At 31.7% G+C, this 20,751-nt stretch carries 15 protein-coding genes; 9 read left to right on the top strand and 6 right to left on the bottom strand.

The window, feature by feature from the left end; all coding sequences use genetic code 11:
- Genes H601_RS0102065 through tsaD form a run of 4 tightly spaced genes read right to left on the bottom strand, consistent with a single transcriptional unit; the run spans position 1 to position 3,465 of the window.
- Positions 1 to 1,089: an AI-2E family transporter gene (locus H601_RS0102065; protein ID WP_026709969.1), complete on the bottom strand. Its 1,089-nt coding sequence runs from the start codon at positions 1,087 to 1,089 to the stop codon at positions 1 to 3.
- 11 nt (positions 1,090 to 1,100) lie between these two features.
- The gene (locus H601_RS0102060; RefSeq protein ID WP_026709968.1) at positions 1,101 to 1,739 is read right to left on the bottom strand and encodes a DUF4159 domain-containing protein; all 639 of its coding nucleotides are present in this window, start codon (positions 1,737 to 1,739) and stop codon (positions 1,101 to 1,103) included.
- On the bottom strand, positions 1,736 to 2,443 hold the full coding sequence (locus H601_RS0102055; protein WP_026709967.1) for a 16S rRNA (uracil(1498)-N(3))-methyltransferase: 708 nt from the start codon (positions 2,441 to 2,443) through the stop codon (positions 1,736 to 1,738). The genes H601_RS0102060 and H601_RS0102055 overlap by 4 nt, the downstream gene beginning before the upstream one ends.
- On the bottom strand, positions 2,443 to 3,465 hold the full coding sequence (gene tsaD, locus H601_RS0102050) for a tRNA (adenosine(37)-N6)-threonylcarbamoyltransferase complex transferase subunit TsaD (RefSeq protein ID WP_026709966.1): 1,023 nt from the start codon (positions 3,463 to 3,465) through the stop codon (positions 2,443 to 2,445). The genes H601_RS0102055 and tsaD overlap by 1 nt, the downstream gene beginning before the upstream one ends.
- A 200-nt stretch (positions 3,466 to 3,665) precedes the next feature.
- On the opposite strand from tsaD, the gene H601_RS0102045 reads away from it, so the two are divergent.
- From H601_RS0102045 to H601_RS15980, 8 genes are all read left to right on the top strand, one after another.
- Entirely contained in the window at positions 3,666 to 8,114 is a 4,449-nt protein-coding gene (locus tag H601_RS0102045; RefSeq protein ID WP_026709965.1) for a translocation/assembly module TamB domain-containing protein, read from the top strand.
- Between the two features lie 139 nt (positions 8,115 to 8,253).
- Entirely contained in the window at positions 8,254 to 9,240 is a 987-nt protein-coding gene (gene pfkA / locus H601_RS0102040; RefSeq protein ID WP_026709964.1) for a 6-phosphofructokinase, read from the top strand.
- 28 nt (positions 9,241 to 9,268) lie between these two features.
- Positions 9,269 to 10,276, top strand: coding sequence for a type I glyceraldehyde-3-phosphate dehydrogenase (gene gap, locus H601_RS0102035; RefSeq protein WP_026709963.1), 1,008 nt, complete (start codon positions 9,269 to 9,271; stop codon positions 10,274 to 10,276).
- Between the two features lie 69 nt (positions 10,277 to 10,345).
- A complete protein-coding gene (locus tag H601_RS0102030) occupies positions 10,346 to 11,197 on the top strand; it encodes an N-acetylglucosamine kinase (RefSeq protein WP_026709962.1) in 852 nt (283 codons plus the stop codon).
- Positions 11,198 to 11,241: 44 nt separating this feature from the next.
- Positions 11,242 to 11,616, top strand: a complete 375-nt coding sequence (locus H601_RS0102025) for a methylglyoxal synthase (RefSeq protein WP_026709961.1) — start codon at positions 11,242 to 11,244, stop codon at positions 11,614 to 11,616.
- Between the two features lie 59 nt (positions 11,617 to 11,675).
- Positions 11,676 to 13,253, top strand: coding sequence for a T9SS type A sorting domain-containing protein (locus H601_RS0102020; RefSeq protein ID WP_026709960.1), 1,578 nt, complete (start codon positions 11,676 to 11,678; stop codon positions 13,251 to 13,253).
- Positions 13,254 to 13,394: 141 nt separating this feature from the next.
- Complete coding sequence (locus H601_RS0102015; RefSeq protein ID WP_026709959.1) at positions 13,395 to 14,783, top strand: M43 family zinc metalloprotease; 1,389 nt, start codon at positions 13,395 to 13,397, stop codon at positions 14,781 to 14,783.
- Between the two features lies 1 nt (position 14,784).
- Entirely contained in the window at positions 14,785 to 16,368 is a 1,584-nt protein-coding gene (locus tag H601_RS15980) for a T9SS type A sorting domain-containing protein (protein WP_051220627.1), read from the top strand.
- Between the two features lie 3 nt (positions 16,369 to 16,371).
- Here H601_RS15980 and H601_RS0102005 read toward each other — a convergent pair whose 3' ends face one another.
- Together H601_RS0102005 and H601_RS0102000 are read right to left on the bottom strand one after the other, a co-directional pair.
- Positions 16,372 to 16,752, bottom strand: a complete 381-nt coding sequence (locus tag H601_RS0102005; protein WP_026709958.1) for a Rid family detoxifying hydrolase — start codon at positions 16,750 to 16,752, stop codon at positions 16,372 to 16,374.
- A gap of 10 nt (positions 16,753 to 16,762) precedes the next feature.
- On the bottom strand, positions 16,763 to 19,483 hold the full coding sequence (locus H601_RS0102000; protein ID WP_026709957.1) for a putative LPS assembly protein LptD: 2,721 nt from the start codon (positions 19,481 to 19,483) through the stop codon (positions 16,763 to 16,765).
- 81 nt (positions 19,484 to 19,564) lie between these two features.
- Here H601_RS0102000 and H601_RS0101995 point away from each other — a divergent pair, with 81 nt between their 5' ends.
- Positions 19,565 to 20,740, top strand: a complete 1,176-nt coding sequence (locus H601_RS0101995) for an N-acetylmuramoyl-L-alanine amidase family protein (RefSeq protein WP_342663339.1) — start codon at positions 19,565 to 19,567, stop codon at positions 20,738 to 20,740.
- The last annotated feature ends 11 nt before the right edge of the window (positions 20,741 to 20,751 follow it).

Below are 20,751 nucleotides of genomic sequence, written 5' to 3'. Positions count from 1 at the left end.
TTAAATCTTATGGGTAAAAACCTGCACTAGTTTATTGTCGGGCAAGAAAGCTTTTGCCACCACTTTTACCATAGTATAAAACGGAACAGCGATAATCATTCCCACAATTCCGGAAATCATACCGGCAATCAAAATGACTAAGAATATTTCCAACGGATGCGATTGTGTACTTTTTGAGAAAATAATCGGTTGGTTCACATTGTTGTCGATTAACTGAACTATAAAAAAGCCGATTAAAACATAAATGGTTGTGGGTAAAATCTCTGTTTGAAAATCACCACCAATTTGACTTATCATGGTTAACGTTGCCGCTAAAATACTTCCAATTAAAGGTCCAACATAGGGAATGATGTTTAAAACGGCACATAATAAGGCAATTACAAACGCATTGTCAATTCCAAAAATCAATAAAACAATAAAATAAAGCACAAACACTATAAAAAGTTGAACCAATAATCCAACAAAATATCGCGTCAACATTTCATTGATTTTTTGAATAGATTGCAATGTTTCTTCTTCATGACTTACCGGTATAATTTTTTTGAAAGCTGCTATAAATGAAATTTGATCTTTCAAAAAGAAAAAAGTAATGAATAATACGGATGCAATTCCAATTCCAATTGAACTTAATGTACCTAAAAATCCATTCAAAAAGGAGGGTAAAAATGTAATATTAATGTATTGAGTAAAATTAAATTCTTTAAAAACTTCTTGAATATCGAAGTTGTTTTGATATAAATAAGATGAAAATTGATCGTATAAATGAATGACTTTTTGTTCAATATCAGCTGTATTTAACAATGAAAGACTTTGAATTTGAGATGTAATTAATGGTACAAATAACAAGATGAATAATGCTATACCTAAAATTAAAATTAGTAGGGTAGTAGTCACCGCCCAGAAGTTATTGAACTTTGTTTTTTTCTTTAAAAATTGAACAATCGGATTGCAAATCATGCTCAACAATAACGCTAAAATCAAATACACAAATAACGTTCGAATGGAAAACAAAAACCAAATTCCAATCGAAAAAAGCAAAAGTATTCCTATTGCTCTCAAAATTCCATTTGCTATAATTTTTGAATTCATTTCACTTTATTTTAATTCGAAAATACGTAATGTACCAAATTTGCTCCCATTTTCAGGGCTTTTTCTCTCACTTCTTTGGGGTTATTGTGTACTTCTTCATCTTCCCATCCGTCGCCTAAATCAGTTTCAAACGTATAAACTAAGGCTAATCTTCCTTCAATAAAAATTCCAAATGCCTGCGGTTTTTGTTTTTCATGTTCGTGAATTTTAGGTAAACCGTTTGGAAACGAAAATGGTCCTTGAAAAATTTTGTGCGTTGATGGAATTTCAATCAACTCATTATTTGGAAAAATCTTTTTGATTTCTTTTCGAATATATTTATCCATTCCGTAGTTGTCGTCAATGTGCAAAAATCCACCTGAAGTTAGATAGGCTCTGAGATTTTTCACCTCATTATCATTGAAAACCACATTACCGTGTCCGGTCATGTGCACAAACGGATAGGAAAACAATTCCGAGCTCCCAGGTTCAACCGTAGAAGGCTTTTGTTTGATTTTGGTTTGAATTGATTGATTACAAAACCGAATCAAATTGGGCAAAGAAGTCGGATTAGCATACCAATCGCCGCCGCCATTGTATTTCAATAAGGCGATTTCTTGAGCACCAACTAAAGAATGTACGAATAAAAAGATGAATACTATTTTTTTCATTGTTCATTTTTTAATACAACCGTGTGACACGCCACCAAAGCAGCTGTTTCTGTTCGCAAACGGTTATTTCCCAAAGATACGGGTATAAATTTATTTTCTAAAGCTAATTTGATTTCTTGAGTAGAAAAATCACCTTCCGGACCAATTAAAACGGTACATTTTTCACCAGGATGAATTTGTGAAGCGAAAGTTAATTTCTGAGTTTCTTCACAATGAGCAATGAATTTTTGCCCTTTTTCTTCCATTTGTATGAAATTTTTAAATGAAATAGGTTCATTTATTTTGGGTAAATAACATTGATTAGATTGTTTCATAGCCGATAGCAGAATTTTTTCCAATCGATCCGTTTTTAGCACTTTACGTTCGGAGTGTTCGCAAATAATGGGCGTAAATTCATGCAAACCAATTTCGGTAGCTTTTTCTAAAAACCATTCCAATCGCTCATTCATTTTTGTAGGAGCAACGACCATATGAAGATAATAATCAGTAGCCTTTTGTTGTTGAAAGCTAACAATTTCAACTGTACATTTTGAATCGGATGCAATACTGATTTTGGTTTCAAATAAAAAACCTAAACCATTTGTTACCATCAAAATATCACCTTCTTTTTTGCGTAATACTTTAATAATATGTTTGCTTTCTTCCTTATCAAAAATAAAAGAAGTTGAGTTTTCGTTTATGTCTTTAAAATAAAATAATTGCATTACAATTCAATTCTTGCTTTAGAAACTACAGATGAAGATTCAAAATTTTGTGCTAAAAATTTTTGATAGCCAACAATTCCAATCATAGCGGCATTATCGGTAGTATATTCAAATTTTGGGATATAGGTTTTCCAACCATATTTTTGTTCGGCATCTTTCAATGTCTGACGAATGCCGGAATTGGCAGAAACTCCACCACCAATCGCAATTTGATGAATTCCGGTTTGCTTAACGGCCAAATTCAATTTATCCATTAATATTTCGATAATGGTATGTTGAACAGATGCACAAATATCAGTTTTGTTTTCTTCAACAAAATTCGGATTTAGTTGCGTATTTTTTTGGATGAAATATAAAATTTGTGTTTTCAATCCGGAAAAACTAAAATCCAAATCGTCCACTTTTGGTTTTGTAAACGAATAGGCTTTCGGATTTCCTTCTTTAGAAAATTGGTCAATCAAAGGGCCACCGGGATAAGGAAGTCCAAGGATTTTAGCCGTTTTATCAAAGGCTTCACCAACGGCATCATCGGTTGTTTCGCCAATAATTTCCAAAGTTGAAAAATCAGTAACCTTTACAATTTGTGTATGTCCGCCAGAAATGGTTAAAGCCAAAAAAGGAAAAGTTGGTTTGTCAAATCCCGGTTCATCAATGAAGTGAGCAAAAATATGGGCTTGCATGTGATGAACTGCAATCAAAGGAATGTTAAGTGCGATAGACATTGATTTGGCAAAAGAACTTCCTACGAGTAATGAACCCATCAGCCCCGGTCCTTGTGTAAAAGCAATAGCATGAAGTTGATTTTTGGTAATTCCGGCTTTTTTTAGAGCAGCATCTACTACCGGTACAATATTTTGTTGATGGGCTCTTGATGCTAATTCAGGAACAACGCCACCATATGCTTCATGAATGTGTTGACGAGCAACCAAATTAGAAAGTACTTTATCATTTTCGAGCACAGCAGCAGCCGTATCATCACATGAACTTTCAATTGCTAAAAGATAAATTGGTTTTTCGGTCATAAAAAAGGCATGAAATTTGAATTATACTTTGTACGAATAATTTACTTTAATAATCTGTTAAAATAAAGGGTAAATTATTTACTTTTGTTTTGGTAAAAATAGGCTTTTTACCCGTTATGCTGCAAATTTTTTAATTGTTCGAGAGTATTAAAAAAATAAGAAAAATAATTGTTCGTTCCTTCATTGGAATTTTGCTGTTGATGCTCATCATCAGTGTATTACTCTCGTTGCCGTCAGTTCAAACTAAATTAGGTCAGTATTTTACAGAAAGAATAAACAAAGATTTTGGTACTGATATTCAGATTGATCAAGTCAATTTTACTTTTTTTGGCGGCGTAAAACTGAAAAGTGTTTTAATAAAAGATCATCACAAAGATACATTGATTTTTGCCGATAGAATCAAAACCAATATTCTGGATATTAATCGGTTAGTTGATGGCGATTTACTTTTTGGAGATATAAATATCAACAATTTGTACTTGAGAATGGTACAGTATAAATCCGAAAAAGAAACCAATTTAGACAAATTTATTGCTGCTTTTGATGATGGAAAACCATCGTCTGGAAAGTTTTTAATGAAAGCCAATAAAATCAAAGTGGCCGACTCACGATTTGTGCTAATTGATCAGAATTTACAAACACCAAAAAGTGTTGATTTTAAGAAAATCAATGGAACTTTACATCGATTTAAGATTAAAGGAAGTGATGTTACGACGCATATCAGTAAGCTATCTCTTAAGGATTTTAGAGGGTTATTTGTCACAGAACTCAATACAGATTTCACCTATACCAAAACCAATATTCTTTTAGAAAAATTATTGCTCAAAACCCAAAAATCGCATTTGGAAGGAAATTTAGCTATGCGGTATAATCGAGCTGATTTTGCAGATTTCATCAATAAAGTAATCTGGGATTTTAAAGTAGAAAAAGCTCAAATTGCATCATCAGACATTCGAAATTATTATGATGAATTGGGCAAAGAAAATGTATTTTCGTTTTCTACACATCTTGTTGGAACACTCAATAATTTTAAAACCAAACAACTTCGTTTAAACGATGATTATGCTTCAGAAATTAATGGAGATATTCAATTTATCAACATTTTTGGTAACGAAAATCAGGAATTTAAACTAATTGGGAATTTTGATAAACTCTCTTCTAATTATCAAGATTTGGTTAGTATTTTACCAAACTTACTAGGAAAAAATTTACCAACATCATTACGTAAATTAAATCAATTTACAGTAATTGGTCAAATAGAACTGACAACTGATGTAATTCAAACCGATTTATTTATGCAATCGGCATTGGGTGATGTGGAGGCTGATTTGTATATGACCAATATTCAAAATATTGATAATGCCAATTATTCCGGAACGATATCAACCCATAATTTTGATATTGGAACTTTCATAAATGAACGCGATTTAGGGAAAGTTTCTTTAGATGCCGAAGTAAATGGTAAAGGATTTACAGAAAAATTTATTGACACTAAAATTACGGGTGCTGTTAATCAACTTCAATTTAAAGGTTATAATTACAAAGGAATTATAGTTGATGGTAGTTTCAAATCGCCAATTTTTAAAGGAAAGTTAAACGTTAATGATCCTAATTTATTTATGGACTTTAAGGGTGTAATAGACATGTCTAAAAAAGTAAAAGTCTATCAGTTTGACACCCAAATTGATTATGCAAATTTGAAAAAATTAAATTTAGTAAAATCAGATAGTATTTCCATTTTTAAAGGAAAAATTTTCAGTAATTTAATTGGCAATAACATTAATACGATGTATGGAGATTTAAAAATTGAACAATCATCGTATCAAAATGGTAGAGATATTTTTGTATTTGATAATTTTACGATTACATCGAATTTTGATAGTTCTAATCAACGTTTAATTACAATTAATTCTCCTGACATCATTGATGGAAAAATTGAGGGTAAATTTGATTTTGAAGAAGTTCCGAAATTAGTTGAAAATTCATTGGGTAGTATATATGCTCATTTTAACTATAATAAAGTAAAAAAAGGACAATATCTTCGGTTTGATTTCTCAGTTTACAATAAAATTATTGAGATTTTTTATCCAGAGATCAGTTTAAGTTCGGATACAAAAATTAATGGTAGTATTAATGCAGACACAAATGATTTTAAATTGGATTTAACCTCCTCTAAAATTGAAGCTTTTGATAATGATATTCATGCCATTTCGTTAGAGATTGACAACAAAAATCCACTTTTTAATTCCTTTATTTCAATTGATAGTATCAAAAATAAATGGTATAAAATTGCAGATTTTAACCTCATTAACATTACCAGAAAAGATTCTTTAATTTTTAGAACTGAGTTCAAAGGAGGAAAAAATAGTGAAGATTATTTCAACTTTGATGCCTATCATACCATTAATAACGATAATAACAATGTTGTTGGATTTTTTAAATCAGAATTGAAATTCAAAGATTATATCTGGTTTTTAAATGAAATGGATGATAATTCCAACAAAATAATTTTTGATAAAAAGTTAAATAATTTCAACTTTGATCATTTTTCTTTAACACATGAAATTCAGCGGGTTGACTTCAATGGATTAATGAAAGGCAATGATTTTAAAGATTTAGAAATTAAGTTTAATGAAGTTAATATTGGTAAAATTATTCCTGACATTGAGAATTTTACCATGGATGGAAACATGAATGGAGTGGTCAATTTTAAACAGAATAAAACGCAGTTTGAACCTTATGCCTCCTTAAATGTCAATAATTTATTGGTAAATAATATAAAACTAGGTACAATCAAATTAGACATTAAAGGGAATGATGATTTCAATATTTTTAATGTAACATCAACATTGGAAAATGAAAATGTTGAAAGTTTTAATTTATTAGGGAATTTGTACTTTAAAGATAAAATTCCAACGATGAATATCGATGTTAAATTTGATAAATTTAATATTGGGGCTTTTAGCACAATGGGTGGTGATGTGGTGTCTAATATCAGAGGATTAGTAAACGGAAATGCAAATTTCAGAGGAGCAATTGACAACCCTGAAATGAACGGAAGACTCTTTTTGAACCAAGCCGGTTTACGAATTCCCTATCTGAATGTTGATTTAGAAATGGAACCAAATTCAATTGTTGACCTCACAGAAAGACAATTTTTAATGCGTAACATATCGATTACCGATACAAAATATAAAACAAAAGGAATCTTAACCGGAAATGTGAAACATTCTAAACTTTCCAATTGGATTTTAGATATTGGTGTCAATTCCAATTATTTATGTGTTTTAGATACACAAGATAGCGATGAAGCTTATTATTATGGAAAAGCATTTATTTCCGGTGATGCCAACATATCAGGTCCAACTGATGGTTTGTTGATCAAAGTAAACGCAAAATCAGAAAAAGGTACCGCAATTAAATTACCTATTTTAGATAACCAATCGATTAGTGAAAATTCGTTTATTCATTTTGTGACAAAAGAAGAGAAATACAACTTATTGACCGCAAACAGAAATGAAAAAAGGTATAATGGATTGGAACTTGAGTTTGAACTAGATATCAACAAAAATGCTGAAATTGAAGTGATTTTAGATAAAGAATCAGGTCACAATATGAAAGGTCGCGGAGTTGGAATTTTATCACTTCAAATTAACACTTTGGGGAAATTTAATATGTATGGTGATTTTATGGTTGATGAAGGTGAATATAATTTTAAATATCGAGGTTTAGTAAGTAAAAAATTCAATGTAAAAAACAATGGAAACATTGTGTGGGAAGGAGATCCGCTTAAAGCTCGATTGAATTTAGAAGCATTATATGAAACAAGAGCCAATCCCGGAGTTTTATTAAACAATACTACGTTAAATCAAAAAGTTCCTGTTGAAGTAGCTATTACTATTAATGGAACAATAAGTAATCCTGAACCGGATTTTAATATCAATTTTCCAACAGTTAGTTCTATTCTACGTTCTGAAATTGATACAAAACTGAGTGATAAAGATATTAGACAAACACAAGCCTTGTATCTTTTAGCCTCTAATAGTTTTATTAGTGATGACAGTTCTGCTGTTGGTCAAAATGCGTTATACAATAATTTATTCCAAACTGCGAGTGGTGTATTTGATAGTTTGTTTAAAGATGCGGATAGTAAAATTTCAATTGAAGTGGGTTATGTTGCCCCTGAAAAAACTCCAAATCGCGAAACAGATGGTAATGTTAGTGTTTCTACTTCATTTGCAATTAATGATCGAATTTCTGTAAATGGAGTATTAGGTGTACCCGTTGGAGGTGTAAATGATGCTGCAATTGTAGGTGATATTGAGGTGTTGTATCGCGTAAATAAAGACGGTACACTTAACATGAAAGCTTTTAACAGAGAAAATGATATTAACTATATAGGGGAAGGAATTGGTTATACACAAGGTATCGGTATATCTTATCAAGTTGATTTTAGTACATTCAACGAATTGTTTTATAAAATCTTTAGAAACTCGACCTATAAAAAAGAGAAAGAATCACAAAATGAAAATGAAGATTCTGATTATTCACCGGATTTTATAAATTTTTCTGATCGAAAAAAGAAAAATGAAAAACCAAAACCGGTTAATCAATCAACAGAGGTAGATGAAAATATTCCACATGACTAACCGGAGTTAGTAAATAAAAATTTTCTTCCAAAAACTTATCAACGAAAACGTTTGATTTTCGACTATTCTATTAATTACTCAAAAAACTACTATTTTAAGTCCCTAAACTTTGCTAATTTTACAGTATAAACTAAAAAAAATGAGCAAAATAATAAAAAAAATAGGTGTACTTACTTCCGGTGGAGATTCTCCGGGGATGAATGCTGCCATTCGATCTGTTGTTAGAACTTGTGCCTATTATAAAGTACAATGTCTTGGAATTTACAGAGGTTATCAAGGAATGATTGAAGGTGATTTCAAGGAAATGGGACCACGTTCTGTTCATAATATTGTGAATAAAGGAGGAACTATTCTAAAATCAGCACGTTCAAAGGAATTTATGACCGAAGAGGGTAGAAAACAGGCTTATGAAAATTTAATGAAAGAAAATGTTGATGCCCTTGTAGTTATTGGTGGTGATGGAAGTTTTACTGGTGCATTAGTGTTTAATAAAGAGTTTGGAATTCCAGTGATGGGAATACCAGGCACAATTGATAATGATATTTTTGGAACAAGTCATACTTTAGGCTTTGATACTGCATTAAATACTGTAGTGGAAGTAATTGACAAGATTAGAGATACCGCCAGTTCACACAACCGCTTGTTTTTAGTGGAAGTAATGGGGCGTGATGCCGGTCATATTGCTTTAAATGCCGGAATTGGTGCTGGTGCAGAAGAAATATTGATTCCAGAGGAAGACATGGGACTTGAACGTCTTTTAGAATCATTAAGAAGAAGTAAACTGTCCGGGAAATCTTCAAGTATTGTTGTGATTGCTGAAGGTGATAAAATTGGTAAAAATGTATTTGAATTAAAAGATTACATTGATCAAAATATGCAAGAGTATGACGTGAGAGTTTCTGTTTTAGGGCATATGCAAAGAGGTGGTGCACCTTCTTGTTTTGATAGGGTTCTTGCTTCTCGTTTAGGAGTTAAAGCAGTTGAGTCCTTGTTAGAGAATAAATCTGGTTATATGGTAGGTTTAATGAACGATAAAGTAGAATTGACTCCGTTAGATCAAGCTATCAAAGGTCACTCAACTATCGATAAAGAATTACTTAGGGTTTCAGATATAATGTCAATATAGTATATATAAAATTTTAAACGTAAATAAAATGTCAAAAGTAAAATTAGGAATCAATGGATTCGGTAGAATTGGAAGAATTGTTTTTAGAGAAAGCTTCAACAGAGATAATGTAGAGGTAGTAGCCATCAACGATTTGTTAGATGTAGATCATTTAGCTTATTTGTTAAAATATGACTCTGTTCACGGTCGTTTTGATGGAAAAGTAGAAGTAAAAGATGGTCAATTATATGTAAACGACAAATTTATTCGTGTAACCGCTGAGAAAGATCCAAAATTAATCAAATGGGATGATGAAAAAGTTGATGTTGATGTAGTTGCTGAATGTACAGGTATTTTTACCACGTTAGCTACTGCCCAAGCACATATTGATGGTGGTGCCAAAAAAGTGGTGATTTCTGCTCCATCTGCTGATGCTCCTATGTTTGTTATGGGTGTAAATCATCAAAAAGCAACAGCTGCTGATACAATTGTATCAAACGCATCATGTACAACCAACTGTTTAGCTCCTTTAGCTAAAGTTATCAATGACAATTTTGGAATAGTTGAAGGTTTAATGACTACTGTTCATGCTACAACGGCTACTCAATTAACAGTTGACGGACCTTCAAGAAAAGATTTTAGAGGGGGAAGAGCAGCTTTGTTAAATATCATTCCGGCTTCTACCGGTGCTGCAAAAGCGGTAGGTAAAGTAATCCCAGAATTAAACGGAAAATTAACCGGTATGTCGATGCGAGTTCCAACTGCTGACGTTTCTGTGGTGGATTTAACCGTAAAAGTTGCCAAAGAAACTTCTTATGAGGAAATTATGGCTGTGTTGAAAAGAGCATCTGAAAATGAAATGAAAGGAATCCTTGGTTACACAGAAGATGATGTAGTTTCTCAAGATTTTATATCTGATTCAAGAACCTCAATTGTAGATGCAAAAGCGGGTATCGGATTGAATTCAACTTTCTTTAAATTGGTTTCTTGGTATGATAATGAGTATGGATATTCTTCAAAATTGATTGATTTATCTGTTCATATCGCCAACTTATAAAACTAATGAAATCCCGTTGTAATGCTTTACAACGGGATTTTTATTTTTAACTAACAAACAAACTAACTTATGAAATTACTTGTAGATAGTGGGTCAACAAAAGCAGATTGGATTGCCATTGATGATAATGGAAAGGTTTTGTTTACCACTCAAACACTTGGTCTCAACCCGGAAGTGTTAACCAAAGAAGAAGTGATTGAACGTTTAAACGATAAATTTGATATTTCTTTTAATAAAACAAAAGCAAATCAATTGTTTTTTTACGGAGCAGGTTGTGGAACAGATCGTATGAAAATCTTTTTAACAGATGTGTTTAAAGCCTATTTTACAAATGCAACCATATCGGTAAATGAAGATACGTATGCGGCTGTTTATGCTACCACACCAAAAAATGAAAAAGCTATTGTTTGTATTTTAGGAACCGGTTCAAATTGTAGTTATTTTGACGGTTCAGTTTTACATCAAAAAGTGCAATCATTGGGCTATATCTGTATGGATGATGCGAGTGGAAATCGGTTTGGTCGTCATTTATTAAGAGGATATTCCTTTAACAAAATGCCAAAAGAAATGGCTCTTGAGTTTGAAGAAGAATACAACACCGATCCTGATTATATCAAGCAAAATTTGTATAAAGAACCCAATCCAAATGCCTATTTAGCCACATTTGCCAAATTTTTAATCAAACATAAAGATACCGAATTTTGTCAAAAATATATTTTCAAAGAAATGGAAGATTTTGTGGAAAATTACATCAAACAATATGATAATTGCCATGAATTGCCTATTCATTTTGTAGGATCAATTGCCTTTTATTTAAAGGATGAATTAAAAATTACGTTAGAAAAACACAATTTACAATTAGGTAATGTATTAAGAAGACCAATTGATGGTTTGATTGCTTATCACATCCTAAATAAATAACCCTGAACCACGATGAGAATCGTGGTTTTTTAATCTTATTAGAAATGGAAATCGCAGTAATCGCACATGATGGTAAAAAAGCCGATATGGTCCAGTTTTTAAATAAAAATAGTGCAGTTTTAAAAAGAGAACATATCAAAATAATTGCCACCGGAACAACCGGATCAAAAGCCGAAGCAGCAGGTTTTAAAGTCAAAAAAATGCTTTCAGGGCCACAAGGTGGAGATGCTCAAATAGCCGGAAGAGTAGCAGAAGGAAAAACAAAAATGGTACTTTTTTTCAAAGACCCATTATCCAGTCATCCTCACGAGGCGGATGTAAATATGCTTATTCGTGTGTGTGATGTACATAATGTGCCGTTGGCAACAAATGAAGCAACGGCTCAACTTCTCATAAATGGTATGTTTATCAATAGTTAAAATTCTTTTAAGAAATTTTATTCAAGCCATATTTACATTAAATTTAATGAAAAAAATTAATGAAAAAGGCTTTTTTACTTTTTATTATTTCCCAATTTGGCATTGCTCAACCCGGAATTATTTGGCAAAAGACAATGGGAGGAAATCAAATTGATGGGTATAGTTCTTGCGTGGTTGGAAATGACAACGGATTCTTGGTGGGTGGAACTTCAAATACCGGTATTAATGGTGACAAAAATGAGGTTAGCAGAGGATCAACTGACCCTTGGATAATAAAATTTTCTGATGGTGGATTGGTTCAGTGGCAAAAAACAATTGGAGGGAGTGGAAGTGATGCCTTAAATCAAATAATTAGCGATGATGAAAATGGTTACTTTCTAGCTTGTACCTCTTCATCAAACATTTCAGGTGAAAAAACAGAAAACAGAAGAGGTTTAAGCGATTATTGGTTAATCAAAATTGACAATCTTGGAAATATTATCAATCAAAAAACGATAGGAGGTGACAGAAATGATGTTTTAACTTCCATTATAAAAACTAACGATGGTCCTTTATTAAGTGGTTTTTCTGAATCTATGGCTTCTGGTGAGAAAACAGAAGATAGAAGAGGAGCTGTTGGAGATAATGATTTTTGGATTGTAAAAATGGATTTTAACTATTCAATCATCTGGCAACGAACAATTGGTGGCAATCAAAATGATCGATTATATAATGTAATTGCTACTTCTGATGGTGGGTTTTTATTGGCTGGTGATTCAAATTCGTTTATTTCAGCAGAAAAAACAGAAACTAATTTTGGCGATTATGATATTTGGATTGTAAAAGTAAATAGCCAAGGAATCATTGAATGGCAAAAAACCTTGGGAGGAAGTCAAACTGAGGTTTTTGGAGACATACTTCAAACCGATGATGGTGGATTTTTGGTTGGTTGTTATTCAAATTCTTCAATATCAGGAAATAAAACTGAAAATACTAAAGGCTTAAATGATTATTGGGTAATAAAATTATCTGGTAATGGAACTATAGAATGGCAAAAAGTAATCGGAGGTAATGATCAGGATAATTTAACTAGTATTTCCAAAAACGGTCAAGGATACGTTCTAGGAGGTAGTTCAAAATCGAATTTCTCCGGTGATAAGAACAGCTTTTCAAGAGGATTGGAAGATTTTTGGGTCGTTATGATAGATTTTGATGGAAACATAATTGGTCAAAAAACAATTGGTGGTGAACTTTATGATGGAATTGAAAATATGCTTGTAGACGATAATGGAAGCATTTTTCTGGGTGGAAATTCACTTTCAAGCATAGTAGGGGAAAAAACAGAAGTAAATAGAGGAGGGTCAGATTATTGGGTAATGCTTTTAGAACCAAATGCTTTATCTCTCGAGAGTACTCTTTTTTCTGAAATAAAAGTTTTTCCTAATCCAACCACAAAAACCATACATTTTCGCTTTTCAACACCATTTACAGGTAAGATTGCACAAACAGATAGTTTAGGAAAAACGATTCAAACCCTTGAAATTAAAAACCAAGTAAATTTTTCTACTGAGGTATTAGGTTCAGACGGTATTTACTTTTTTAGCATAGAAAATGAAAACGGACTTTCAAAAACGGTTAAAATTGTAAAACAAGAATAAATTTTATGTAATATTCTATTTAAAGTATTGTAAACTTAAATAAAAAAAAGTTTTTATGAAAAATTTGTTATAATTTCCTGTTTTAATTGTTAAAATATTAAAAAATAATTTTAAATTTGATTGATTTTAAATTTTATTTTCATGAAAACTTACTTACTTACTTACTTACTTACTTACTTACTGATTTTATTTTCTTTTTCAATTAAAGCACAAACTACTTTTACATGTGGAGTTATTGAAGAAGGTAACATTGTTTTGAATAATTTTCAACCTCAAAATTATGACCCGGATGCTAAATACGTATTAAATATTTTTTTTACATTTATTAATGATGATAATGGTAATACAGGAAGTATTTTGTTTCCTAATTATCAGTATGGTGAGAATGAAGCAATGGAATTAATTAAAATATTAAATGTTGAATTTAACCAATTTAATATTTTTTTTAAATATAAAGGTTATCGTGTTGTAAATAATTCTATTATGACAATGAATAATTTATCTGGCTTGCCTTCCATTCCAAATATGTATAATATTTATTTGATGCAATATGTTGGTGGTGCTAATGCATATTCCATTTATGGAAATACATTTATAAAAATGACTTTTGGAACCTTTGAAGGTATTTATAGAGAATTAGCGATAATTCATGAAATGGGACATTGTTTACGTTTAGCACATACTTTTCAAAATTATAATATAAATGATCCAAATAATGGACCAGAAGGAAACTGTGAACATGTTACTAGAGATGAAAATTCACCACTTTATAATGCTCACATAGCTGGTGATCAAGTTGAAGACACACCAGCATGTTTGCCATATCATACTTACGATAATTGTATTCATGTTTTTAATCCTAATGAAACAGATTGTTTAGGGACACCTTATGAAAATGTAATTCCTTCCAATTATATGAGTTATGACGCTTTAATTGAATGTGGTTTACACTTTACTCCAGGTCAAGCAAAACGAATGAGGAGCTATTTACAAAATCCGAGCTTATCTCACATAGTATTAACATATAATACAATAGAAAGTTTGTATGAGCCATTTGAAATTACGGATTATGGTGGAAATGTGGTTTTTAGTGTAGAAGATAATGGCGATGGTACAGCAGAAGTATGTAGAAATTTAAGAAAAAAACATCGCTTTCAAAAAGGGTTTGATTATGTGTTTTATTCTACATTTGGTGATGACCCATCTACAGCTATTATTGATGATTTACCTGTTGTAAAAAATAGTACAGCGTCTTTTTATGTTCAAATCAATCAAGTTAACCCAGCTGTTAGTAGAGAAGTTTTTGTAGATTGCAATAGAGGTTTTTATTGTTCAACAGAAAATTTTGTTAAAGGATTAGTTGTATCAACACCTTTAATTGGTTCTTATAATTTTACAGTCAAAGAATTGAACGATATGGAAGTAAAAGATCCTGGATTATATGAATCCTTAATGAATCAATTTTATCATATTATTAACAAAGAAACTGAAAGTGGTGCTATAAAACATACCATAATTTACAAACAATAATATGAAAATTATTTTTATCATATCTAATTTATTTGTTTTAAATGTATTTGCTCAACCCGGAATTATTTGGCAAAAGACAATTGGCGGAAACGATTATGATTGGGTTAGAAAATGTGAAAATTATGATGGTGATTTTTTTATTGGCGGAACTTCATATTCAAGTGCTTCTGGTGATAAGATGGAGTTGAGTAGGGGAGAAAGTGATTTATGGATGATTAAAATTTCTGAAATAGGAATTTTAGAATGGCAAAAAACAATAGGAGGTAGTGGTAGAGATGCTTTAATTCAAATGACTAAAGATTTTGATGGTGGATTTTTATTAGGTTGTACTTCTTCTTCAAATATTTCTGGTGAGAAAACTGAAAATTCAAGAGGTTTAAATGATTATTGGATTCTTAAAATTGATGTTTTTGGTTCTATCGTTTGGCAAAAAACTATTGGAGGAAACAGACTTGATGGATTAAGTAATATCAAGAGAACTGATGATAATGGTTTGATAATTGGTGGCAGTTCCGATTCCCCAATATCGGGAGAAAAAACAGAGAATCCTAGAGGTAATTTTCAAAATCCTGATTTTTGGATTTTGAAATTAAACCAAGATAATGAAATCGAATGGCAGCGAACAATTGGAGGTGATTTAACAGATAGATTATTTACTATACAAATTACATCAGATGGTGGATATATTTTAGGGGGCGAATCAAATTCAAATAGTTCAGGTGAAAAAAATGAAAATTCAAGAGGTGATTTTGATTATTGGATTGTTAAATTGAACAACATCGGTGAAATAGAGTGGCAAAAAACTTTAGGAGGCAGTGGTTTAGAAGTATTTGGCGATTTAATCATTTCACAAGATAATGGTTACATAGTTGGAGGTTATTCTACTTCTCCTATTTCTGGAGATAAAACACTAGATAATTATGGGTTGTTTAACTTTTGGGTATTAAAACTAAATAGTGAAGGAGAAATTATTTGGCAAAAAGTATATGGTGGATTTGAAGGTGAAGTTTTAAATTCTATTAAGGAAAAATCAAATGGCAATATTTTACTTGCAGGAAGTTCCAGTTCAAATATTTCTGGTGTAAAAACTGAAAATTCACGTGGTTCTTCTGATTTTTGGTTGTTGGAAGTTGATGAAAATGGAGAGATTTTAGGTCAAAAAACCATTGGTGGTAGTGAAGCCGATAGTATTCAAGATTTAATTTGTTTAGATGATGGAAGGTATTTTTTGGCCGGTAATTCTCGTTCAGGAATATCTGGAGAAAAAACGGAGACAAATAGAGGAGAAACAGATTATTGGGTAATGCTTTTAGAACCAAATGCTTTATCTCTCGAGAGTACTCTTTTTTCTGAAATAAAAGTTTTTCCTAATCCAACCACAAAAACCATACATTTTCGCTTTTCAACACCATTTACAGGTAAGATTGCACAAACAGATAGTTTAGGAAAAACGATTCAAACACTTGAAATTAAAAACCAAGTAAATTTTTCTACTGAGGTATTAGGTTCAGACGGTATTTACTTTTTTAGCATAGAAAATGAAAACGGACTTTCAAAAACGGTTAAAATTGTAAAACAAGAATAAGTTTTATTTCAACGCTACCATTGAAATCTCCACATTCACTCCTTTTGGTAAACCAGCTACTTGAACAGTTTCTCTAGCCGGTGCTTGCTGCTCATCAAAATAAGTTGCATATACTTTATTGATAGCCGCAAAATCAGCCATATCCATGATGAAAATGGTGGTTTTTACAACATTGGAAAATGCCATGTCGGCAGCTTCTAAAACAGCCTTCATATTTTCCATTACTTGTTTTGTTTCTACTTCGATAGAATCTAAAATTAATTCACCGGAGAAAGGATGAAGTGCAATTTGACCTGAAGTATATAAGGTGTTTCCAATCAAAACAGCTTGACTATACGGCCCAATAGGAGCGGGTGCTTTTTCAGTAAAAATGATTTTTTTCATATTTTAAATTTTATCGTAAAGTTCTATCAGGTAACGAACGTCTATCCCATTTAATGTCGCTCAAAACAGATGATTTTATTCCAATAAAAAATCCCCAAGAAGCAAAATCACCATAAGGAGTCCAGTTGAAATCCATTCGCCAACTCAGCAAATCACGTTCAAATCGGAATTGAGTGAAGGTGACTCCATTTTGAACAAAATCATATCCGGTTGAAACACCAACTTTCCAACGAGGAGTTAAATCCATATTGCCGGAAATCATTACGGAATTTCCGGTAATTTTACTTTCTCTGTTGTTATTGCTATACGTCAAAGAATAAGCAAAAGTAATATCCCAAGGTATTTCTGATTTGTAAAATTCAGAGAATTTAGTTTCTTCTTCCTCATCATTTGAAAACTGGCTTTGCCTACTGTCACCTAAATCCGTGTTGGTACCAAATAAATCATCCTCTCGACCTCCATTTCTGGCTCCTTGTTTATTATTCTTCTTATTTCCCTCTTTAGATTTACTCGAAAAAGAATAGTTTGTTGTCATGTTGGCACTTGTCATTCTAAAAAGACTTCCGCCATTGTCTATATTCCATTTGTCAATTCTTCTTCCGGCTGCATTAATGGCATAAGGATCAAGAGTGGCAGCAAAATTCACATTCATTTTATTGTTAAATAAAACGGTTCCTCCGCTCACTCGCATCGGTGTCCAACGTAAAGAATCAGCAGCCATGTTATAGCTCGTTGAAAAATTTAGCTGATTCAACAACATTACTTTTTTGGCTTCCGTTTTTGTACTGTCTTTATCAGTTACTTTAGCTTCAAATGTATTACTCAAATTAAAACCTAAATTATTGGAGTAATTACTGGAAGGAGATCCAAAAATACCGCCATCAAATCGCGTATATTCTTGCATTTTCCCACTAGCATCCATGGCATAAGTATCATAATATTGTTCAAAGCTTGGCGTATAACTGTGCGAAATAGAAGGTCGCATTACATGTCGAATGGCTTGTATTTTTTTAGTTTCTCCAAAATTAAACGTTCCATAAATGGTTGTACCTACACTACTTGAAAAAGAATACGTTCTAAAGGCATCAAAACCATTTACTTCATTTGTTACAACTTGATTTAATTCAGAATCAAAATTCTTTCTTAATGTTTTAAAATACCAAACCTCATTGTAATTTGCACTTGTACTAACACTAAAATGTTTGAAAACTTTGAAATTAGTACTTAACGGAATGGAATGTTGAAAACCGGTTTTCGCATCTCTAAACATTTGAGGTTTAAAGAATAATGAATCAAATGTGCTGATTCTATTTTCACCTCTTAAATTATATTGAAAGTTGATGTTTTTTATAAATCCTTTCTTAACTCCGTCTTTTGGAGCAAAAGGAAATATTCTGTCCACACTCGCTTGAAGTGTTGGCAAAGTCATGTTGATTTGTTGTGTTTGTGTATTCTGATTGTGAGTTGCCGACAACGACATATTCACTTGCGGAACAGTATTAAAAGTTTTAGAATAGGAAACAGAAGAACTCAAGTTATTAACTAAGTTAGAGCCTACATTTATTTGATTAAGAGATTGTTGAAAAAACTGACTACTTCCCAAGTTCACAGAAGCAGAAAATCGAGAGTTAGGACTAGATTTCGGGTCTTGTGCATGTGACCACTGAATGTTGTAAATTCTGGATTTGGAATAATCTGGAAAACCTTTTTCACTTTGAATCAGATTTTCAAAACGAACATTCAAGTTTCCGCTAAACAAATATTTGACCGCATAAGAACTTTCAAAACGCAAACCATAACTTCCATTCGTATAATAATCTCCAAAAATGGTTAAATCTACATAGTCACTTAAAGCTAAATAATAGCCTATATTTTGAAGTGAATAACCTTGTCTTCTGGTATCTTGAAAAGTAGGTATTATGATTCCGGATTGACTTTCTTCCGTCATGGGAAAAAATGCAAACGGAATAGCAATTGGAGTTGGAACATCAGCAATAACCATATTGGTTAAGCCAGTAACCACTTTTTTCTTTGGAACCAATTTTATTTTTTTGGTGTAAAAATAGTATTCCGGATCATCAATATCTTTTGAAGTAGTAAATCTGGCACCTTTTAAAAAGTAAACGGAATCATTTTCTTTTTTGGAAATTTCTGCCTTCACTCGGAACTCGCCTTGGTCAGTTCTAGAATTCCAAATTAAAGCTTTTTTCGTTTTATAATTGAATCGAATAGAATCAGGTTCAACAACATTTGTTCCTTGTTTAAAAACGGGAAGTTGAGTGTAATTACCGGTGGAATCTTTTATTCTTCCGGCATACACTTCGTTTTTCTCATAGTTCATGACAATGATTCCGGCTTTTAATTCAATATCTTGATAATATAACTCAGCTTGATCATACAATGTAATTAACTTCTTTTTTTGGTCAATTTTAGTGTAGTTATCAGCTTTGTACTTGATTTTATCTTCTAAAACACTTTTCTTTTGTTCCACTTTAGTAGAATCTTTCTTTACCGAATCATTAACTGTAATGAAGTCCTCTTTGCTGACTATCAAGCTGTCTTGAATTTGGGATGGTGAAATTTTAAGTGTTTTAGAGGGAAGCTCTTGAGTATAACCATTTGCAAAACCAATTGTTAGGAAAAATGCTGATAAAACGATATGAAATAAGTTTGTATGCAAAGGTTTTAATACTATTTTTGTAAAATTATGGCTTGATTTTTGAACCGCCAAACTTAATGATAATTTCGGGTCAAAAATAAATAAATAATAAATCTTAAAACGTAGAGTTTTAATTAAAATTAACTTTTAGAAATGATGTATTCGCAAAATAAGTATAAATCGCTCATTTATATAGTTTTATTTTTCTTTTCATTCCAAATATTTGGACAATCAAATGAAAAATTTAAAGTTGTTTTAGATGCCGGTCATGGCGGAAAAGATTTTGGAGCCAACTACTATGGCTTTATCGAAAAAAATATTGCCTTGAATGTTGCTCTGAAAGTTGGAAAGATTCTTGAAAAAAATCCGGATGTACAAGTGATTTATACCAGAAAAACAGATGTTTTTGTTGAATTAATGGAAAGAGCAAAAATTGCCAATAGAGCAAATGCTAATTTGTTTTTATCGATTCATTGTAATGCAGCACCCAAAGGAGAAGCTCAGGGCACGGAGACATTTGTAATGGGTTTAACAAAGAATGCATCCAACTTAGAAGTGGCTAAAAAAGAGAATGCGGTAATTACACTTGAGAGTGATTATAAGGTTAAATACGCGGGTTATGATCCAAAATCTCCTGAAAGTATTATTGGGATTACGCTTTTGCAAGAAGAGTATTTAGATCAAAGTATTACGATTGCTACGAAAATTCAAAATGAATATACCAACAAATTAGACCGTAAAAACAGAGGTGTAAAACAAGGTCCGTTTCTTGTATTGAATCAAACCTCTATGCCGAGTGTTTTAACAGAATTAGGTTTTCTTTCCTATCGACCCGAAGGAGAATATTTAAATTCTGAAAGTGGCCAAAATGAATTAGCAAAAGGAATCGCAGATGCTATTTTATCCTATAAAAAAGAATATTATGGCGGAACAATTGTTGTTGATAGAACAGAAAGAGAAAAAGAAAAAGAAAAACCAGTTCCAAATGAAAGCTTAGCTAAAATTGATACACCTAAAACAAAAGAAGTTAAAAAAATTGAGCCTGAAATCGTAGCAAAACCATCAACTGATGAAGCCGTCTTTAAAATCCAAATCTCAGCAAGCGGAAAAAAATTAGATTTAGTTCCGCAGAATTTTAAAGGTTTATCGCCCATTTCATTGGTAGTTGATAATGCATTATATAAATATTTTTATGCGGAAACCTCCAGCTATGAAGAAGCCAAAACAAAATTAGCAGAAGCCAAAGAAAAAGGATATGAATCATCGTTTATTGTAGCTTTTAAGAACGGCAAAAAAATCAGCATTCAAGAAGCTTTGAAAAAAAAGTAACTAGAATTATT

Origin of the sequence: Flavobacterium filum DSM 17961 (genome assembly GCF_000425465.1) — a bacterium.
In the GTDB taxonomy this organism is placed as follows: Bacteria; Bacteroidota; Bacteroidia; order Flavobacteriales; family Flavobacteriaceae; genus Flavobacterium; species Flavobacterium filum.
Note: the sequence above shows the minus strand (reverse complement) of the source record. Positions and strands in the feature narration are given on the sequence as shown.